Origin of the sequence: Bifidobacterium sp. UTCIF-1 (assembly GCF_006408915.1) — a bacterium.
GTDB lineage: Bacteria > Actinomycetota > Actinomycetes > Actinomycetales > Bifidobacteriaceae > Bifidobacterium > Bifidobacterium reuteri.
Genome location: NZ_JFAG01000008.1, coordinates 71,898 through 86,581 on the forward strand (window position 1 = coordinate 71,898; position 14,684 = coordinate 86,581).

The 14,684-nt window shown below is 63.6% G+C and carries 29 protein-coding genes and 1 tRNA gene; 3 read left to right on the forward strand and 27 right to left on the reverse strand.

From position 1 onward, the window contains the following. Positions 1-8 precede the first annotated feature (8 nt). The 11 genes from BW09_RS04645 to BW09_RS04695 all read right to left on the reverse strand — a co-directional run bounded on the left by BW09_RS04645 (position 9) and on the right by BW09_RS04695 (position 7,934). Entirely contained in the window at positions 9-509 is a 501-nt protein-coding gene (locus tag BW09_RS04645) for a hypothetical protein (RefSeq protein ID WP_140462415.1), read from the reverse strand. Further along, complete coding sequence (locus BW09_RS04650) at positions 509-1,405, reverse strand: phage major capsid protein (RefSeq protein ID WP_044090533.1); 897 nt, start codon at positions 1,403-1,405, stop codon at positions 509-511. The genes BW09_RS04645 and BW09_RS04650 overlap by 1 nt, the downstream gene beginning before the upstream one ends. A gap of 54 nt (positions 1,406-1,459) precedes the next feature. Continuing rightward, a complete protein-coding gene (locus BW09_RS04655; RefSeq protein WP_140462414.1) occupies positions 1,460-1,936 on the reverse strand; it encodes a heavy metal transporter in 477 nt (158 codons plus the stop codon). 90 nt (positions 1,937-2,026) lie between these two features. Continuing rightward, positions 2,027-2,389 (reverse strand): DUF2513 domain-containing protein, encoded by a 363-nt coding sequence (locus tag BW09_RS04660; protein WP_140462413.1) that lies wholly within the window; start codon positions 2,387-2,389, stop codon positions 2,027-2,029. Positions 2,390-2,402: 13 nt separating this feature from the next. Continuing rightward, on the reverse strand, positions 2,403-2,624 hold the full coding sequence (locus BW09_RS04665; RefSeq protein WP_044090537.1) for a hypothetical protein: 222 nt from the start codon (positions 2,622-2,624) through the stop codon (positions 2,403-2,405). A 7-nt stretch (positions 2,625-2,631) separates the two neighbouring features. Next, positions 2,632-4,038, reverse strand: coding sequence for an ADP-ribosyltransferase (locus BW09_RS04670; protein ID WP_140462412.1), 1,407 nt, complete (start codon positions 4,036-4,038; stop codon positions 2,632-2,634). Next, entirely contained in the window at positions 3,926-5,458 is a 1,533-nt protein-coding gene (locus BW09_RS04675; RefSeq protein WP_081886570.1) for a phage portal protein, read from the reverse strand. The genes BW09_RS04670 and BW09_RS04675 overlap by 113 nt, the downstream gene beginning before the upstream one ends. 1 nt (position 5,459) lies before the next feature. After that, positions 5,460-6,887 (reverse strand): terminase, encoded by a 1,428-nt coding sequence (locus BW09_RS04680; RefSeq protein ID WP_308810334.1) that lies wholly within the window; start codon positions 6,885-6,887, stop codon positions 5,460-5,462. Continuing rightward, entirely contained in the window at positions 6,880-7,215 is a 336-nt protein-coding gene (locus BW09_RS04685) for a hypothetical protein (protein ID WP_140462410.1), read from the reverse strand. Before BW09_RS04685 ends, BW09_RS04680 begins: the two co-directional genes overlap by 8 nt. Positions 7,216-7,428: 213 nt before the next feature. Then, positions 7,429-7,758: an HNH endonuclease gene (locus tag BW09_RS04690; RefSeq protein ID WP_044090539.1), complete on the reverse strand. Its 330-nt coding sequence runs from the start codon at positions 7,756-7,758 to the stop codon at positions 7,429-7,431. Then, on the reverse strand, positions 7,755-7,934 hold the full coding sequence (locus tag BW09_RS04695) for a hypothetical protein (RefSeq protein ID WP_140462409.1): 180 nt from the start codon (positions 7,932-7,934) through the stop codon (positions 7,755-7,757). Before BW09_RS04695 ends, BW09_RS04690 begins: the two co-directional genes overlap by 4 nt. Before the next feature lie 107 nt (positions 7,935-8,041). Between BW09_RS04695 and BW09_RS11085 the strand changes: the two genes are divergently transcribed. The 3 genes from BW09_RS11085 (at position 8,042) to BW09_RS04705 (ending at position 8,592) form a co-directional block, all read left to right on the forward strand. Then, on the forward strand, positions 8,042-8,164 hold the full coding sequence (locus tag BW09_RS11085) for a hypothetical protein (RefSeq protein WP_258184992.1): 123 nt from the start codon (positions 8,042-8,044) through the stop codon (positions 8,162-8,164). A gap of 67 nt (positions 8,165-8,231) precedes the next feature. Beyond that, entirely contained in the window at positions 8,232-8,390 is a 159-nt protein-coding gene (locus BW09_RS04700) for a hypothetical protein (protein WP_140462408.1), read from the forward strand. Continuing rightward, positions 8,380-8,592 carry a hypothetical protein gene (locus tag BW09_RS04705; RefSeq protein WP_044090543.1) on the forward strand — a complete coding sequence of 71 codons (213 nt, stop codon included), beginning with the start codon at positions 8,380-8,382 and terminating at the stop codon, positions 8,590-8,592. Before BW09_RS04700 ends, BW09_RS04705 begins: the two co-directional genes overlap by 11 nt. A gap of 48 nt (positions 8,593-8,640) precedes the next feature. Here BW09_RS04705 and BW09_RS10870 read toward each other — a convergent pair. The 16 genes from BW09_RS10870 to BW09_RS04775 form a co-directional block, all read right to left on the reverse strand. Next, a tRNA-His gene (locus BW09_RS10870) sits at positions 8,641-8,740 on the reverse strand. A 187-nt stretch (positions 8,741-8,927) separates the two neighbouring features. After that, the gene (locus tag BW09_RS04710) at positions 8,928-9,209 is read right to left on the reverse strand and encodes an addiction module antidote protein (protein WP_044090544.1); all 282 of its coding nucleotides are present in this window, start codon (positions 9,207-9,209) and stop codon (positions 8,928-8,930) included. Further along, a complete protein-coding gene (locus tag BW09_RS04715; protein ID WP_044090545.1) occupies positions 9,203-9,514 on the reverse strand; it encodes a type II toxin-antitoxin system RelE/ParE family toxin in 312 nt (103 codons plus the stop codon). Before BW09_RS04715 ends, BW09_RS04710 begins: the two co-directional genes overlap by 7 nt. Positions 9,515-9,582: 68 nt before the next feature. Further along, entirely contained in the window at positions 9,583-10,374 is a 792-nt protein-coding gene (locus BW09_RS04720) for a hypothetical protein (RefSeq protein WP_140462407.1), read from the reverse strand. Between the two features lie 193 nt (positions 10,375-10,567). Further along, entirely contained in the window at positions 10,568-10,762 is a 195-nt protein-coding gene (locus BW09_RS04725; RefSeq protein ID WP_044090547.1) for a hypothetical protein, read from the reverse strand. After that, on the reverse strand, positions 10,749-11,012 hold the full coding sequence (locus BW09_RS04730) for a hypothetical protein (protein ID WP_140464766.1): 264 nt from the start codon (positions 11,010-11,012) through the stop codon (positions 10,749-10,751). The genes BW09_RS04725 and BW09_RS04730 overlap by 14 nt, the downstream gene beginning before the upstream one ends. Continuing rightward, positions 11,009-11,281 carry a hypothetical protein gene (locus tag BW09_RS04735; protein ID WP_044090549.1) on the reverse strand — a complete coding sequence of 91 codons (273 nt, stop codon included), beginning with the start codon at positions 11,279-11,281 and terminating at the stop codon, positions 11,009-11,011. Before BW09_RS04735 ends, BW09_RS04730 begins: the two co-directional genes overlap by 4 nt. Beyond that, positions 11,278-11,538, reverse strand: coding sequence for a hypothetical protein (locus tag BW09_RS04740; protein WP_140462406.1), 261 nt, complete (start codon positions 11,536-11,538; stop codon positions 11,278-11,280). Before BW09_RS04740 ends, BW09_RS04735 begins: the two co-directional genes overlap by 4 nt. After that, positions 11,535-11,714, reverse strand: a complete 180-nt coding sequence (locus BW09_RS04745; RefSeq protein WP_140462405.1) for a hypothetical protein — start codon at positions 11,712-11,714, stop codon at positions 11,535-11,537. Before BW09_RS04745 ends, BW09_RS04740 begins: the two co-directional genes overlap by 4 nt. Continuing rightward, the gene (locus BW09_RS04750) at positions 11,711-12,049 is read right to left on the reverse strand and encodes a hypothetical protein (RefSeq protein WP_140462404.1); all 339 of its coding nucleotides are present in this window, start codon (positions 12,047-12,049) and stop codon (positions 11,711-11,713) included. Before BW09_RS04750 ends, BW09_RS04745 begins: the two co-directional genes overlap by 4 nt. Continuing rightward, positions 12,046-12,372: a hypothetical protein gene (locus tag BW09_RS04755; protein WP_140462403.1), complete on the reverse strand. Its 327-nt coding sequence runs from the start codon at positions 12,370-12,372 to the stop codon at positions 12,046-12,048. Before BW09_RS04755 ends, BW09_RS04750 begins: the two co-directional genes overlap by 4 nt. Then, positions 12,369-12,563, reverse strand: coding sequence for a hypothetical protein (locus BW09_RS04760; RefSeq protein ID WP_140462402.1), 195 nt, complete (start codon positions 12,561-12,563; stop codon positions 12,369-12,371). The genes BW09_RS04755 and BW09_RS04760 overlap by 4 nt, the downstream gene beginning before the upstream one ends. After that, positions 12,560-12,901, reverse strand: a complete 342-nt coding sequence (locus tag BW09_RS11090; protein ID WP_258184993.1) for a hypothetical protein — start codon at positions 12,899-12,901, stop codon at positions 12,560-12,562. Before BW09_RS11090 ends, BW09_RS04760 begins: the two co-directional genes overlap by 4 nt. Next, complete coding sequence (locus tag BW09_RS10875; protein WP_181161783.1) at positions 12,886-13,023, reverse strand: hypothetical protein; 138 nt, start codon at positions 13,021-13,023, stop codon at positions 12,886-12,888. Before BW09_RS10875 ends, BW09_RS11090 begins: the two co-directional genes overlap by 16 nt. Continuing rightward, on the reverse strand, positions 13,020-14,042 hold the full coding sequence (locus BW09_RS04770) for a hypothetical protein (RefSeq protein WP_140462401.1): 1,023 nt from the start codon (positions 14,040-14,042) through the stop codon (positions 13,020-13,022). The genes BW09_RS10875 and BW09_RS04770 overlap by 4 nt, the downstream gene beginning before the upstream one ends. Before the next feature lie 70 nt (positions 14,043-14,112). After that, a complete protein-coding gene (locus tag BW09_RS04775) occupies positions 14,113-14,625 on the reverse strand; it encodes a hypothetical protein (RefSeq protein ID WP_140462400.1) in 513 nt (170 codons plus the stop codon). Between the last annotated feature and the right edge of the window lie 59 nt (positions 14,626-14,684).

Sequence of the window (14,684 nt, forward strand, 5' to 3'; positions counted from 1 at the left end):
CCTCCCGGTTATCCGATGGCGGACGGCTGGTCCGCCGGCTGGTCGCCGGCCGGAGCCGTGGCCGTGGTCACGGTGACCTGTGCGGTGGTGTCGTCGCTGAACGTGACGGTGCCGCCGGTCACCTTGCCCGCAGCATCCGTGGTCAGGGCGAGCTTGGTCACGGACTTGCCCGCAGGGCCGGGAGCCCCGGTCGCGCCCTTCGCGCCGGGGGTACCCGGATCGCCCTTGTCGCCCTTCGGCCCGGAGACGGCGACCCCGTCGGCGAGCATGCCCGCCGTGATGCCCTTCGCCTTCACGCTCGCGGTGATCACGCCGGAATCCTGGTCTCGCACGAGGTCGATGCCCGCGCCGGGGACGAGCGCCCCCTGCGGGATCGTCGTCGGCGCATCGGAGCCGGCCTTGAACGGGGTGCCGTCCGGGTTGTAGAGGGCAACGGGAGCGTCCAGGGGGCCGGCCTTGTGTTTGGCGGTGCGTTTCTGGACGATGAGGTTCTGCACGGGGAAGCCCATCACGCCCCCTCTCCGGCCGGGGTCTTGAGGACCGCGAATCCCTTGGGATCGAGGACGGCGTACGCGAACACGGCCTCAGTGCGGTAGGCGACCATGTTCACGTTCTGCAGGTCGGTGCCCGCATGGTCCGGGTCGCCGTAGGGGATGACCGTGGCGAACATGTCGCGCACCATGCCCCATTTGATCAGGCTGAAGTCGCCCATGAGGGCGAGCACGCCGGTCGGCGTCTTGGCCTTGGTGCCGTTGACCGTGCCGGACGTGGCGGCGGTGATGCCATCCAGGCTGCCGGCCTGAAGGTTGAGCGGAATCTCCGGATAGAAGCGCATGCCGGTGGACGGGACGCGCACCTTGCGCAGGCGGGACGCCCACGTGCGCGACAGGGCGACGCCGTTGACGTCATACGTCTGGTTGAGCGCGTCGGCCAGAGCGTCCACGTTCGCGATCTCGTCGTCGCCGGCGGGCACCTGCACGGCCCCTGCGGTCAGCGCGTCGTAGCCGGTGAGGGGTTCGCCGTCCTTGGGGTTGACGGCGTGGTATATCACGTAGTCGAGGGCGCGGCCGATGGCGGCGGCCTGGTCGAGCTGGATCGCCTCGATGATCTGCGTGCGGTTGTCCTCGTCGGCCCACTGGAGCTCGTTGGTGACGCGCGTGGTGGTCTGCACCTTGAAGCGTTTCGCGCTCACGGTGGTGGTGTCCTGCTCGTATGAGCCCTTGGACTGGCCTTCGGCCACGACCTCGGCCTCGCTCTTGCCGTTGAACATGAGGAAGTCCTTGTCGGTGAAGATCATCGGGCTGGACGGGCTGAGCGCGGCGATGGTGCTCGTGTCCTTGGCCTTGTTGACCACCGCGGTGGCGAGCTCCCTGGGCAGGGGCAGTTTCTCCAATGTCATTGCCATGATGGTTCGTTTCCTTTCGGGAATGGGATTGGGATGTGGTTGCTTGGTAGGAGGTCAGTCGGAGAAGATGCGGTTGACGAAGTCGCGGGTCTCCTGTCCCTTGGCGGGATGATCCGGCTTGCCGCCCTGGTTGGGCATGCCTTTGGGCTTGGGATGCGCCCACTGGTCGAGCTTCTTCGCGTACTCGCCCATGGCCTCGAGGCTGTCGCCGTGCAGCAGGTCCGCGGGCACGCCCGTGTCCTTCGACACCTGCGCTGCCCACTCGGCATGCTGCCTCTCCGCCTTCATGGCCGCGTTCTCGGATTCGAGCTCCTTGAGACGCTTCGCGGTCTTCTCCGCTTCGCTCAGGCTTGATTCCTTGAGCTTCTCCAGTTCCGCGGCGGCAGCGCTGTTGTCCTTCGCGCGCTGCTCCCACTTGCGAGAATGCGAGACCGCCTCCCGGTACTTCGCCTCCCAGTCCGTCGTCTGCGCTTCGCCGTGCGGCTCCGTCGCCTCCTGAGACGGGGTGGTGTTGTTGGCTTCCTCGGCCATATGGTTCCTCCTAAATGGGTTGATACGGGCCCGTTTCGGGCATAAAAAAACCACCCGTGCGGGTGGTCAAGAAAAAAAGAGGTTTAAGGGTCAGAGTCCGAGTGCGTCGGAGGCGGCTTTGATGGCGACCGCCTTGACGATCTCGAACGATGCGCTGCCGATCGTGGTCATGATCGTCTTCTTGGTCTTCGACCAGATCGACTCCGAGCGCACCGCGTCAAGGAAATCGTTGCCGGCCCACGTGAGCGGGCCGACCGTGGCATGGACGACCGAACCGCCTGCCTCGCGCAGCAGCGACGCCTCGACCAGTCCGGCCTCCTGCATGATACGCACATGATAGGCGACCAGTTCGAATGGGTGCGCGTCATCCGTGAACGCATGCGCATCCACCGGACCGGAAGCATCCGCGCACGTCTTCAGGATCGAACGCACCAAATCAAGATCACGACGCATGGGAGTCCTTTTCCTAAAGCTGGCCGAGATCCTTCTTACGCGCATATTCGGCACGAAGTTCATCGGAGGATACATAATCTCCGACTGACCAGCGTTTCTTTCCCTCGCGAGAAATCCACTCCTGTTCCTCAGCCGATGGGGGTATGAATCCCGTTCTGGCGTGAATCTGCGCGATGAGCTCGGGATCGGTCACGATGGTGACCTGATCCGGTGTCGTCACGAAGCGTTCGTTCATGGTTTAATCATACCAATCTCGCATAAATTATAGGTTCGCCATTTTTCTGCCGTCCAAAGCCTTCGAATTGCAGATAGCCCCCTCGTGGAAGGAGTATCTCATCCTGCCCCTTCTTCTTGGTGATCGGTTCGAGATACACGGCGTTGGCCCCCGGAGGAAGCAGAATTCGTGTGGAGACTCTGGCTCCGTCCATCTCGACTTTGACGCCTCCCTCGAGGAGGGAAGTCGCCATGTACCCATGGTGTTGGACAATCTTGCCGAGTGGAATCGTCGCCAGTTCGTTCAGGCTATCTATGCCGAAGACATCCAGTCGCATATAGCGGTCTACGGTGAATTGCCGGTGCGTATAGTGGTCGGTCAAGATCTCGTCGATAACTTCGATGCGTTTGCCAATCACATCGGTCGTCTTGATATTACCGAATAACGCATTATTGGTTTCTTTGAATGTGCCATCGGTCCAACCACGCAATACTCTCTGTTTCTGTTCGGGGGTGTATCTATCCCATGGCATGCGCACGGTGAAGTCGGACAGCCTAGCGAGTTCGGACTCTGTCGGCCTGATTGCATTATGGCTCCATCGGATGTCCGGTGTCGGGGTGACGCCGTCACTGAGTTTGTCGGCGTAGAGGCGGCGCATGGCGGCGAGCTCGGCGTTGCGTGGCGCGTTCTCCCCGGCAGCCGCTTTGCCTGCCTGATACATGCTCTTGCATTCCTGCTGGCTGGGGGTGAGCACGTCGTCCTTCCATCCGGGGATGGCGGTGCAGTGGCATTTCCCGTCGTGGAAACTGGCGCCGAATTTGGCTTTTTCCTTGCTGTGGTAGACGAAGCCGCGGCCGGCGAGCATGACGCAGAACGCGCATGGCTTCGCGCCTCCGGTGACGCGCGCCCAGCGGGGGCCGGTGGGGTCGTCGGCGATGTCGCGTTCCATGGTGTAGCGTGCGGAGGCGCGCACCATGTCGGCGGCCCATTGCATCGCGTCGTCCATGTTCCTCAAGCTGGGCCACAGGTCGTCCACGGTCAGGCCTGCGCGGGATTGGCCGTTCTTCAGCTGCGTGTAGTTCAGACCGTTCCAGTCGCCGCCGTTGAAGCCGCCAACCATGCGGTAGAGCGTAAAATCGGGGTCGTAGACGCCGCTGGTGGCATAGTCCTCCAACGTGTAGCCGTAAGCGTTCTCGTAGGCCTTGCGGACGGCGTTGTAGTAGTCGTCCGCCTGCTGGCTGGCGTCGCGCGCGTAGTCGCGCATGATCCCGGTCAGGTCGGCGTCCGCACGGCCGTAAGCGTATTCGATGGCGTCCGCCGCCTCATCGGCCAGCATCTCCAGACTCGACTGGTACGCCTTGGTCAGCCGATCCAGAACCGTTTCCAGTTCCTTGCGGCTGCTGTCCGACAGTGGAGGCAGGTTCGGATTGGACATCGGAACCTCCCTGCCTGCTTATGGCTGCCTGTTGGCGTATCTGATCAATGTGCTCTTGGGCCCTCATGCGCTGCTGGTAGGCACGGAAGCTCCTGAGTTCGTCGGCATTCAGGCCGAGCTTGCTCAGGCCTACGTCGGAGTCGGCCCACGTAGGGTTGGCTCCGGCGACCTTCGTGTAGTAGTCGGCGCGTGCCGCCTCGGACACGACGCGGGTCGGCGCCCACAATGGTCGTATTCCAGCCAGGTCGGGTGGATTGGCCGTGTTGTCGCGCAGTTGGACGGCCATGCTCATCGCGTTCATCAGTTGGATGCCGAACGCGCGGTTCTGCCGGTCCGCGATGCGGGTCAGCTGGTCCTCAGCCGCAGCCAGGGCCTCCGCGCTGGTGGGGTTGGTCAGGCGGATGCCGAGCTGTTCGGCGGGGATGCCGGTCTCCGCACTGGCGAGCATGGCGATGGTCTCCAACATGTCGCCGTGTGGCTGCATGGATGCCTGCGTGACCTGCTGGAGCGTGGGGATGTCCCCATTCTCGTCACGGGACACCGCGTTGATGCTGGACACGAGGCTGGACCAGGTGTCTTTGCTGAACGCGTCACGGTTGAGTCCGAGGAACCAGATCTTCGGCACCGAGTAGAACTCGGCGGACGCCTCCATGCGCACCATGGTGCGCATGGCCATGTCGGTCAGGTTCATGAGCGTGCGGTTGATGCGGCTGTGGCCGAACGGCCGGTCGCCCCGGTCGTAGACGATGGGCACCACGCTGACGCGGTCGAGCCGGTTGTCCTGGCGTTCCGCCTTCCAGCCGCCCGTGTCGCGCCGGCATGCGTAGTTGCGGCCGGGCAGCCACGCGTTGAACATGGTCATGTTCCCGTACTGGTCGTTGTCGGTGATGGTCAGGGCGGCGGCGATCCGGTGGCGCGTGTTGTCCCAGATCGCGGCGGACCAGTCCGCCGAACGCGGGATGACGAGGATGCGCTCCCCAGATGGGTCGTCGGGATCGTAGTCGATGGTCAGGAACGAGCAGGAATGCTTGTAGCAGCTGATGATGGCCTCGCCCATCGTGTCGGTCAAGGCGTTGTCCATGACGATGCGCCCGATGCCGTTCGGGTCGCCGTCGGGCGTCTCGAATCCCTCGAACACGCTTTTGTCGGCCAGGGCACGCACGCTTTTCTGCGGCCATCCGACCACGACGCCGGCCTTGGCGGCCACGATGTTCGGGATGCTGATGCCGAGGTTGTTGAACCGTTGCCTGCCGTCGTAGAACGCGCTGCGCAGAAGGTTGCGCGCGTAGTGGTCGCGCCAGACCTTCAACAGGCGGCGGATGGTGCGCATGTCGTCGTCCGGCACGCCCCTGATGCGACTGATCAGCGAGCCGGCGGTGTTGAGGTATGGGGTTCCGGAGGCTATGGAAAGGTCGGTCATGTCAGACCATCACCTCCTGTCTTCGGTTGGGGTTGCGTTTCGTGATGTAGGTGCCGTACAAGGCGAGTGTGACGGCAACCAGTGGGCTGATGTCGATGTCGTTGCCGGTCTTGTTCCAGCCGAACGCGCCCGACTGGCCGATATTGCGGGTGGTGGCGTTGGCGACCGCCTGCGCGAGCGCTGGCTGTTCGCTGTCGGGCAGGTGGGTGAGCTTGTGGTCGCGCAGCATGTCGAGCAGGCGCCCGCAGGCGCGGCCCATGTCGCCCGCGTTCGTGACGATCACTCTCACGTGCCGCGCCTTGAGGTCGGGCAGGAGCGCCATGGCCGGGGATTGGCCGTCGATGACCACGGATGCGGCGCGGGGCCAGTGTTCGGCGATGTAGTCCACCGCCCACGCAGTGCCCTTGGATTTCGTGGATTCGAACTCGCGCAGCTCGACGTGCGCCGAACCGTCCGCATGTCTGACCGCGCCGCCGATGGCGAGCGTGCTCCGGTCGGGGCTCATGTCGATCGCGTAGCCGACCAGATCGGTTCGGGCGGGGGAGACCGGGCCGTCGATGGCGGCCTGCTTCCACTGCTCCGGGTCGATGGCCGTATGCGAGACGGTCTCATCCCACACGCCCAGCGCCTCACGGCGGAACGAATCCTCCGACAGCAGGTTGCGCATCCTGAGGATCGCGGTCTCCGACGTGCGTTTCGGATAGCTCGGGTTGGCCTTCGCCCATTGCTCGCGGTCGTCGGGGTCCGTGTCCCGGTCCGCCGACAGTTCCACGTACACCATGCCGTCCGTCCCGTTGAGCGCGTTGCGGCGTTTCTCTTCGAACGCCTCCGACTGGTCGCCGGGCTTGGGCGGGTTGCCCAAGAACACGACGAGCGGGTTCGGGCTCACGTTGACGATGGGGATCATGTTGTCCAACGCTCGCACGGTCAGGATCTGCGCCTCGTCGAACACCTCCACGTCCACGCTGTGCAGGCCTCGGCCGAACCCGTTCTCACGTGCGCCGAACATGATGCGGCTGCCGTTGCGGAACGCGATCTCCTGCTGGCCGTTGGCGCGGCGTATGCGTTCCACGTAGCCGCCGAGCACCCGGTTCCTGGCGATGTCGCACAGGTCGGCGAACGTCTCATCCGACGTGCGCGTGTGATGCGCGGTCCAGATGACCTTCAACCCCTTGCGCAGGATCGCGAGGAGGAACATCGCCGTGCCGATCGTGAACGTCTTGCCGATCTGCCGGCAACTGGAGACGACGGTGCCGCCCTCCCCGCACGCGTACTTTCCATCCTCGCGTTTCGCGAGCATCAGATACAGCAGCCCCTGCTGCCACAGGTCATACGAGATGCCCGCCTTGACGGCGACCTTGTTCAACACGGTGAAATCCGAGCCGACGATACCGGACGGCCGGACCAAGTGGACAGCGATCTCAGACAACCGACGCTCCGGCATCCTCGCCCACCTCCTGTTCGTCGAGCAGTCCGGCCAGCGGATCACCACCGGACAGACTATGCAGTTTCTCGCACACGGCGAGGTATTTGGCGACGATGTTCGGCATCGCGTTCGCCGGCGTGTCCGGATCATCCACATACGCCTTCAACCGGTCTCGCACGTGCCGCAGCTCGTCCTCCATGCTTCCATCCATCATCCGGTCGAACTCGCGCCGGTCGATGGACGGCGGCGGCTTCGATGCCGCCTCCCTTTTATCCGGCTGTTTGCCGGGGCGAACGGGATCCGCCGTGGCCTTGCGTCTCTTGTACGCCATCTTGCGGCACGTACCGCCAGGACAGTACTCACAACGCGCGGTGACGCTCGCCGGCAGAGGCTTGCCACAGTATTTGCAGTGTCTGGCGGCCATGATTACAGTCACCTCCAATGATTACCGTCACCAAGGTGACGGAACGTAAACGCCGGGGAGAGAACGGCCCTGCACCCGAGGTGGCTCAAAAGGCCGGGTGGGGGTGGCTCCCCCCTGGGGTTACCAGTCGCCGCTGGTCGTCAATGGGAGCGACGTGGTTGATGGCGTTGGTTTGTGTTCGAGTTGGGCTCGCGCGTATGCGTCGCTTTTGTTGCTTTTCAGGCGGTTGCAGTGGCGGTGGACGAGCCGGCAGTTCGTGAAGCTCAATGGGTCGCCGCCTCGTGAGACCGGGATGATCTCGTCGACTTCCGGGCTCATTGGGTGCGGTGTTCGGAGGGTCTTGTCGACCGGTTTGCCGCAGATGGCGCATGTGTCGTAGGCGGCGAGCACGCGCCTGCGCAGCTGGTCGCGTCGCCATCCGTTGGCGCGGCGTGGGTTTCTTCTGCTCACTGTTCCGTCTCCTTGTGGATGTGTTCGGTGATGCGGTCGAGCAGCCGGTCGAATGCGTTGGGGTCGAACATGCTGGGTCCTTCTGGGTATGCGGCTCGCATGGGTGCGGGTATGTCGATGCTGCGCAGGATGCGTCCGGACTGGTCGGTGATGTGCAGGGTGATGGTGGGCGGCATGACTTCGCCTCCCGGAATCGTTGGAAAACATAGGCGTGTCGCAATGCACACGCATTGCATATCTATCATTATTGCGATATGATAGATATGTCAATCAAGGAAAGGAGGTGAACACGGAACTCAAGGATTGGCTGACGCTCATCACCAGCTGGGTCGGCATCGCGGTGACGATCTGGCTGGGACTGCGCAAGGACGACAAGCCCAAGCGCGGCAAGCGCCGCAAGAAGTAAACAGGGTTCCGGCTAGACCTATTAGCCGGAACCCTCCACCAATCCTACCCGAGGACCATGGAACGCCATGAACAAGAACAGGACACTGGCAGTCGCGAGCATGCTGTTCGCTGTCATATCCGCCATGCTCGCGCTGACCGACGCACCCTATGGGGCGGCAGGGTTCGCCATCGCGGCCGGTCTGGCCGGACTGTTCGCCGGATGGAGGCGAAGCGATGACGACTGAATACCTCGGCGTCAAGCAGGTCGCAGAACACCTCGGCATCACGCAGGGCGCACTGCTCAGCCTGCGCCTGCCGGCGCCGGACGCAACCATCGGCCGCACGCGCGGCTGGCTCCCCGAGACCATCGACGAATGGAACGCCAACCGGCCCGGCCGCGGCGTCGGCGGAGGACGCCCACGCAAGCACAGGAACGACGACGACTGAAACGGATACGGCGCTCGCGAAACATATCGCGGGCGCCGTTCTCTTGTTTGGTGGCTTGGGCGGTATTCGAAGCCGCGGACCAGTGGCGGTGTTTGCTGGTCACGACGCTTCACAGCGTCGTCCTTTAGTCCTCTCGGGCACGCAAGCCTTGGCGGGCGGACATGATTCGCATCCGGTTTGGACCCGGTTGCGCCCGATCGGGGAGCCGCCCATATGCGAAACGGCCGCATCACACTCGTGTGGTTACGGCCGTTTACCGGTCATCGCCGTTGCATGGTAATGACCAATCTAGTAACAGTATGCGTGACAGTCGCGGGTTTGTCAAGCCCGGCCGGTCAGGCGGGTTGGACGGTGAGGCGTCCGCCGAGCGCGTGGACGACCTTGAGGATGGTCGCGAAGCTGGGGTTGCCGTCACGGCTGAGGCTCTTGTACAGGCTTTCGCGGCCGACGCCTGCCTCTTTGGCGATCTGGCCCATGCCGCGGGCCTTGGCGACGTCTCCGATGGCGGCCTGCATGAGTTTGGGGTCGCCGGTCTCGGCGACGGCGTCGAGGTAGTCGATGGCGTCCTGTTCGCTGGTGAGGTATTCACTGGCGTCCCAGTCCCTGATGTTCACCATTGGTGGTCCTCCTTGAGTGTTCTGAACAGTTGGTGCGCGTGGTCGATGTCGGCTTGTTGGCCGCGTTTGGTGCCTCCTGCGAGCAGGAGCATGAGCACGTCCGCCTTCTGCGCGAAGTAGACGCGGTATCCGGGGCCGAAGTGGTAGCGGAGCTCGGAGACCCCTTCGCCTACGGTGTTGATGTCGCCGACGGGTCTGCCGGCGAGCGCGCATTGTCTGATGCGTGCGACGATCCGGTTGCGGTCCTTGCTGTTTTTGAGGGTTTTGAGCCAGTCGTCGAATTCGTCGGTGGTTTTGATCTCCATGACGCCTATTGTATCTTATGGAAGACAAGAGGGCAAGTCGGCGAGCATCGGCCCCGGACCTGCTTCCATCAGGTCCTATCGCGTTCTATCGCTTTTCGTCGTTTTGGCGACGGTTTCATGCCGTTGCGTCGTGCCCGGTCGTATCCGGCGAGTCTGGTGTGCGCCTGCCATACGTCCCAGATGAGGAACACGGGCGCCGTGCCGTCCGTCCCGACGGGTTGGATGATGCTGCGTTTCGCCCATTGGCGTATCGTCGCCGCCTTGATGACGATGCCCCACGGCTCCAGCAGCCTGGACAGTTGGGCTGGCGTGCCCTTGACGCCGCTGAGCCTCAACCGGAGCATGTCCAATTGGTGGATGTCCTTGATGCGGTGGGTCGTATGGCATTTGGGGCATTCCACGTATCCGCCGGCCAGCTCCTGACTGTCTGCCCTCAATTCGTGCGAGCAGGCGGGGCACCAGCCGATCATCTTCGTATCCTCGGGCGGCTCCAGCAGGTAGGAGGCGCGTTCCGCCAGCCCGTGAGCCTCGACGACGAATCCGTCTGTCGTGGGTTCGGGAAGAAGGTCCAGACGGTTCAGATTGATGATGACGCCCTGCAGGATGCCGGGAACGCTCATGCCGTGGTGCGCGTGCAATCCCATGAGACGGGCGAGCGTGTTGGCGAACAGGTCGATGTCATGGGCGAGCTGGAAGGCACCCATGTTCAGCGGGCTCGCCTCGATGCCGCGCGTGCAGTGCCCGCCGCCCGCAGGCACGCCGATCGTGGCCAGCCGGTTGGCGAGCAGGTCAAGCACCGGCCATGACACCTTCAACGCATGCAGGTCGCGCTTGAACCCCTTGAACCGTTCGACGTCCAATATCGTTCCCTTCCTCGCTCGGGGTATGATGGGCTGAGGAGATTTCCTGCTCTTCTCTCAAGCCTCTTGCCTCCGGGCGGGAGGTTTTTCTCTTACCCGTGCTTTTTATTTGCCTCCATGGCTCCGCCGACGACATGGAAGCGTCGGAATCGGCCTGTTTCCAACGCTTCCGCTCATTTGCCCGCCATTTGCGTCAATCCGGGAACGCGGGTGGTTGGATGAACTCGGGCCCGTACCGTCTCGACGGAGGCGTCGATGGTCCGGGCGGGCTGATGATGGCCAGCACCTCCTCCACCGGCAAACCGAGCGTCCTGGCGATGTACCCGGTGTCATAGCCGCGTTCGTGCCATTTGACCGCGAGCTCGCGCTTCACCTTACTGGCGGCCAACTCTGATCTCCTTGAGGACGTTGACGGACCGGAAAAACGGGTGGAGCACGTTGAGTCCGTACCGGCGTGGGATGATGACCTCTGTCATGTGATCCCAGTCGAACAGGCTGCTGCCGCCATGCGGCGTCCTCGACTCGTAGCAGAGCCAGCCATCCAATGTCTGCCCCTCCTGCGTGCGGGCGATGAACCGATGCCGATGCAGCATGTCGATCGGCGTATGCTCCCAGTCGATGCTCTCGCTCACGTTCATTCCGTGTCTCCCGTCATCGGGTCGATCAGGTCGCAGGAGAGCGCGTCCACGTGGTCGCCGGTCTTGTAGGCGAGGCACAGGCGCTTCACATCACCCTGCGTATCCACGTAATGGGTGACGGTCTGCTCGGGCGCGGGCCCGCCCATGGATATGACTGCCGCGAAGGTCAGGCCGATGATCGCGGTGACGGCGAACGCGCAGAAAACGAAGTACAGGAGGCCGACGAAGTTCTCTAGCGTCCAGTCCTGGAATGGTCTGTGAAGTTTCATAAAGTGGTTACGCTTTCTCGTTTGCTTTCTGTGGACTCCCAACGGTTTACGGGTGTTTTCTCCCAGGTTCTCCCTTCTGGGTCTCCCGTTTTCTCCCTACCGGGCCGGGGCGGTGTGCTATGGGGGCGGCGTGTGCCGAGCGGGTTCCAGTCGAACGTCTGTTTGAGGAACCATGCGCCGGCCATGGCGAGCAGTTCGACGAGCGCGAGGCAGGCGATCAGGACGAGCATCACGCCTGCCACATCCATGACGCTCATTCCGTGTCCTCCCTCAACGGGCTGATGTCGGTCTCGATGCCGTACTCGTCGTACACGTAGTCCGCGCAGGCTTCGGGCGTGTTCGGATTCAGCGAGATCGTCGCGATGTGGTCCGCCCAATAGCAGATCGCCTTCCGCAGCTCCTCGCGGGTGAATATCTTCGCCGTGTCGCTCATTCCGTTTCCTCCTCTTGGGTGGCCTTGGCATGGATCGCGGCGAGGATTCCTCTCACGCGGCTCCGATACTTGGCTTTACCGCCTTCCGGCAGCCTGTCCCAGTCGATGTTGAAGAACAGGCCGGACGCGCTGCATTCCTTGTAGAAGAGCCGTTCCGCTCCGGCGTCGATCTCCGCGTCCGTCCAATCCCGTTGCGCGCCCTGCATGTAGGCCTCCTGCATGTCGTCGGACGTGTACGCGCTTTTCAGGCCCGTGTCGCCCCGGTCGGGGTTCTCGTAGCCGGGGTAGGCGAGACGCGGATACCGGCGTGCCGCCTCTTCGCTGATGATGCTCATTCCGTCTCCTCCTTGGGGATGTCGTCGATGCCGACCTGTCCGGGCTTGTAGTGGCGCAGGCTCCTCGCCATGGACTCGAGGAGCCTCGCAAACTTGATGCGGGACACTTCACCGACGTCGCTGTTGAGGCACACGTCGGCGAGCTGGTCGTCTGGCCTCAGGTGCATTACGGCGATGGTGGAGCAACCGATGGCGTCGGGGTACACGAATTGGACGACGAGATTGCATGCGCGGCCGGACAGGTCCATCATGCGTCCGTCCGCGAGCAGTGCGATCGGCATGTCCGTGCCTGGTTCCGGCTGCTGACTGTTCCACTTGTTCATTTGGTTTCCTCCTTGGTTTGTCGGTTCCTGTCCTCGCGGGCGAGCCGGAGCATGATCTCCACGAGCTCCTCATGCGCCCGCCGTGGGTTCTTGTGGTAGGCGGACGTGAGCCGTGGCTCGCCCCGTTTCGCCCCAGCCGTCTTGCCGCCGCTGGTGATTCGCGTGGCGTGCGTGCTGTTCGGCCGTGTCATGCGACCGCCTCCTGCGGGTTCGAGACGGCGGTGAGCGTCGCATGGGCGATGCGCCGCCAATCATCTATCTCCTGTGGTGACGCCGCCGGCGCGTCAGGCCCGTAGAACGCCCTGTACGCCGCCTGTGCCGCGAGCATGACCTCCTGTTCGGTGGGCGGAATCCGGTCGATGCTCGCCTCGATGCGCATGACCAGGTCGATGGCCTTCCGCCACGCGTCCAGCCAGCCGGCCACATACGCCTCAGCCGGCGACTCATTGCCGAGGCCCGCGTCGGCGAGCGCCTGCAACGCCTGGCCGATCAGCGGATCGTCATCGGTGTGGTTCATGGGAGTGTCCATGGGATGTCCCCTTTCGAGAATCGTCTGAACAATTTCGGGTCGTAGCGGTAGAGCGTCTGGCGGTAGGAGAGGCTGCGGCAGAACAGCGCGTACAGGCGTTGCCATGCGTCCGGTTCGCTCATGGCGTGGCCTCCTGTTTCGCCTCACGCTGTTTCGCCTGTTCGCGGCGTTTCATGCCGCGACGCCAGAGCCGGTACCATTCGTCCGGGTAGCGGGCCCTGGCCAATGCCTGCGATTTTTCGGGCAGTTCGAGCGCCGCGTCCTGCGCTTCGGGGTCGTCGACGTGCGTGCACAGCCAGTCCACGTCCCGCAATCGGGCGGTTTTCTCCGCCTGCGGGTCGGGTTGGCCGGGCCGTCGCTTCTCGGGCAGCGGGTCGTCGAGCCAATGCTCGCCGTCGAGCCAGTTCGCGGGGGTGAGCGTGTAACCGGGGTCCCGGTTCGGGTCGGCCTGGTAGAGGCTGGCTTTGGCGACGAGCAGCGTGTTGTTGGTTTTCCTCCGGGCGCGCTTCCAAGCGGCGAGAGCCTTGCGTTTGCCCTCCTTGCGCGGATACGTGACCCAGAACTGCTCGAAGGCGAGCGGGTATTCCTCGTCCTGGCTCTCGCTCGGCCCCCGCGAGGGGGTTTGGGGGAGAGATTTTTCGTTAGAAAAATCTATTTGGTTCTTGGTTCTTGGTTCTTGGTTAAAAGACATGCCCGTGACGGGCCGGTTGTCACGGCGTGACATGTCCGTGACGGTCGCGTTGCCGTCGTCGGACATGCCCGTGACGGGCCGGTTGTCGTCAGATTTCGCGGCCTTGTCACGCTCTCTTTTGTTGCGCTGCCGTTCGGCGGCGTCGGCCTTCGCCTTCTCGATCTGCTCCGCGCTGTTCTGGTATTTGAGATACGAGCGCAGCACATACATGCCAGGTTCGTCTTCGGCTGGCTGGAGCATGCCGGAGGCGACGAGGTCCGCCACATCCTGGTCCGTGGCGCCGAGCACGAACAGGAGCGTGTCCTCGTCGATGCGTCCGTCCGACGTGTGGTCGGAGCACCAGCTGATGGCGAGGACGTGCAGGAGCGCGGCTGCCGGATTGCGGCGGCGCAGTTTGAGCACGTCCTTGTCCTGCCAGTACTGGTTGCTGAGTTTGGCGTATCCGGCCATCAGCGTCTCCTTCCCAGGTATGCGATCACTACGGTGGCGGCGATCAGGAGGACCGCCGCCGTGGCCCCGGTCATGTGTCCGGCCCCAGGGGGAGTCCGTCGTTGAGGATCAGCGCGAACCGTTCCAACGGGAGCCAGACGAGATGCGGGTTGCGTGGCACGCGCCTGGCCTCCCCGCGCAGCTGTTCCGTGAGCTCGGCGAGGTCGGCGACATGCAGGCCCGTCAGACCGGTGAGGAACCGTTCGAAGGTGTCCTCGTCCATGACTGCCATCTGGGAGCCCATGCCCTTGAGGCTTTTCACGCCGACGCCCTTCCGGTGTTTGACGAGCACCCCGTACGGGGTGTCCATGTTCGCCATCTCCACCAATGTCTGCCTCCAGTGCTCCCGGTATTGGGGCTCCTTCGTGTCCTTGCATTCCACGCATACGGGTTCGCCCCGGAACCTGACGCCGCTGATGTCGCCCTCGTCGAGTCGGCCCTTCAACGGCATGCGGTCGATGCGCGTGTCCTGCAACGCCCACGCGAGGTAACGCACCGTCCAGGTCTCCATGCTGGTGCCCTTACTTTTGCTCGGGTTGCCCATGTGTCTACTCCTCCTCGGCTTCCTCCGCGCACTGCGGGCATGGTATGGGACGTGTCGGG

Excerpts from the sequence above, each read along its gene's own strand:
- BW09_RS04645 (WP_140462415.1), bottom strand. The coding sequence starts at position 509 with ATGGGCTTCCCCGTGCAGAACCTCATCGTCCAGAAACGCACCGCCAAA.
- BW09_RS04740 (WP_140462406.1), bottom strand. The coding sequence starts at position 11,538 with ATGAGCGTCATGGATGTGGCAGGCGTGATGCTCGTCCTGATCGCCTGC.
- BW09_RS04735 (WP_044090549.1), bottom strand. The coding sequence starts at position 11,281 with ATGAAACTTCACAGACCATTCCAGGACTGGACGCTAGAGAACTTCGTC.
- BW09_RS04770 (WP_140462401.1), bottom strand. The coding sequence starts at position 14,042 with ATGGCCGGATACGCCAAACTCAGCAACCAGTACTGGCAGGACAAGGAC.
- BW09_RS04670 (WP_140462412.1), bottom strand. The coding sequence starts at position 4,038 with ATGTCCAATCCGAACCTGCCTCCACTGTCGGACAGCAGCCGCAAGGAA.
- BW09_RS04745 (WP_140462405.1), bottom strand. The coding sequence starts at position 11,714 with ATGAGCGACACGGCGAAGATATTCACCCGCGAGGAGCTGCGGAAGGCG.
- BW09_RS04755 (WP_140462403.1), bottom strand. The coding sequence starts at position 12,372 with ATGAACAAGTGGAACAGTCAGCAGCCGGAACCAGGCACGGACATGCCG.
- BW09_RS04705 (WP_044090543.1), top strand. The coding sequence starts at position 8,380 with ATGACGACTGAATACCTCGGCGTCAAGCAGGTCGCAGAACACCTCGGC.
- BW09_RS04660 (WP_140462413.1), bottom strand. The coding sequence starts at position 2,389 with ATGCGTCGTGATCTTGATTTGGTGCGTTCGATCCTGAAGACGTGCGCG.
- BW09_RS04710 (WP_044090544.1), bottom strand. The coding sequence starts at position 9,209 with ATGGTGAACATCAGGGACTGGGACGCCAGTGAATACCTCACCAGCGAA.
- BW09_RS04685 (WP_140462410.1), bottom strand. The coding sequence starts at position 7,215 with ATGGCGTACAAGAGACGCAAGGCCACGGCGGATCCCGTTCGCCCCGGC.
- BW09_RS04665 (WP_044090537.1), bottom strand. The coding sequence starts at position 2,624 with ATGAACGAACGCTTCGTGACGACACCGGATCAGGTCACCATCGTGACC.
- BW09_RS04655 (WP_140462414.1), bottom strand. The coding sequence starts at position 1,936 with ATGGCCGAGGAAGCCAACAACACCACCCCGTCTCAGGAGGCGACGGAG.
- BW09_RS11090 (WP_258184993.1), bottom strand. The coding sequence starts at position 12,901 with ATGGACACTCCCATGAACCACACCGATGACGATCCGCTGATCGGCCAG.
- BW09_RS04715 (WP_044090545.1), bottom strand. The coding sequence starts at position 9,514 with ATGGAGATCAAAACCACCGACGAATTCGACGACTGGCTCAAAACCCTC.
- BW09_RS10875 (WP_181161783.1), bottom strand. The coding sequence starts at position 13,023 with ATGAGCGAACCGGACGCATGGCAACGCCTGTACGCGCTGTTCTGCCGC.
- BW09_RS04695 (WP_140462409.1), bottom strand. The coding sequence starts at position 7,934 with ATGCCGCCCACCATCACCCTGCACATCACCGACCAGTCCGGACGCATC.
- BW09_RS04730 (WP_140464766.1), bottom strand. The coding sequence starts at position 11,012 with ATGAACGTGAGCGAGAGCATCGACTGGGAGCATACGCCGATCGACATG.
- BW09_RS04775 (WP_140462400.1), bottom strand. The coding sequence starts at position 14,625 with ATGGGCAACCCGAGCAAAAGTAAGGGCACCAGCATGGAGACCTGGACG.
- BW09_RS04675 (WP_081886570.1), bottom strand. The coding sequence starts at position 5,458 with ATGACCGACCTTTCCATAGCCTCCGGAACCCCATACCTCAACACCGCC.
- BW09_RS04760 (WP_140462402.1), bottom strand. The coding sequence starts at position 12,563 with ATGACACGGCCGAACAGCACGCACGCCACGCGAATCACCAGCGGCGGC.
- BW09_RS04650 (WP_044090533.1), bottom strand. The coding sequence starts at position 1,405 with ATGGCAATGACATTGGAGAAACTGCCCCTGCCCAGGGAGCTCGCCACC.
- BW09_RS04700 (WP_140462408.1), top strand. The coding sequence starts at position 8,232 with ATGAACAAGAACAGGACACTGGCAGTCGCGAGCATGCTGTTCGCTGTC.
- BW09_RS04750 (WP_140462404.1), bottom strand. The coding sequence starts at position 12,049 with ATGAGCATCATCAGCGAAGAGGCGGCACGCCGGTATCCGCGTCTCGCC.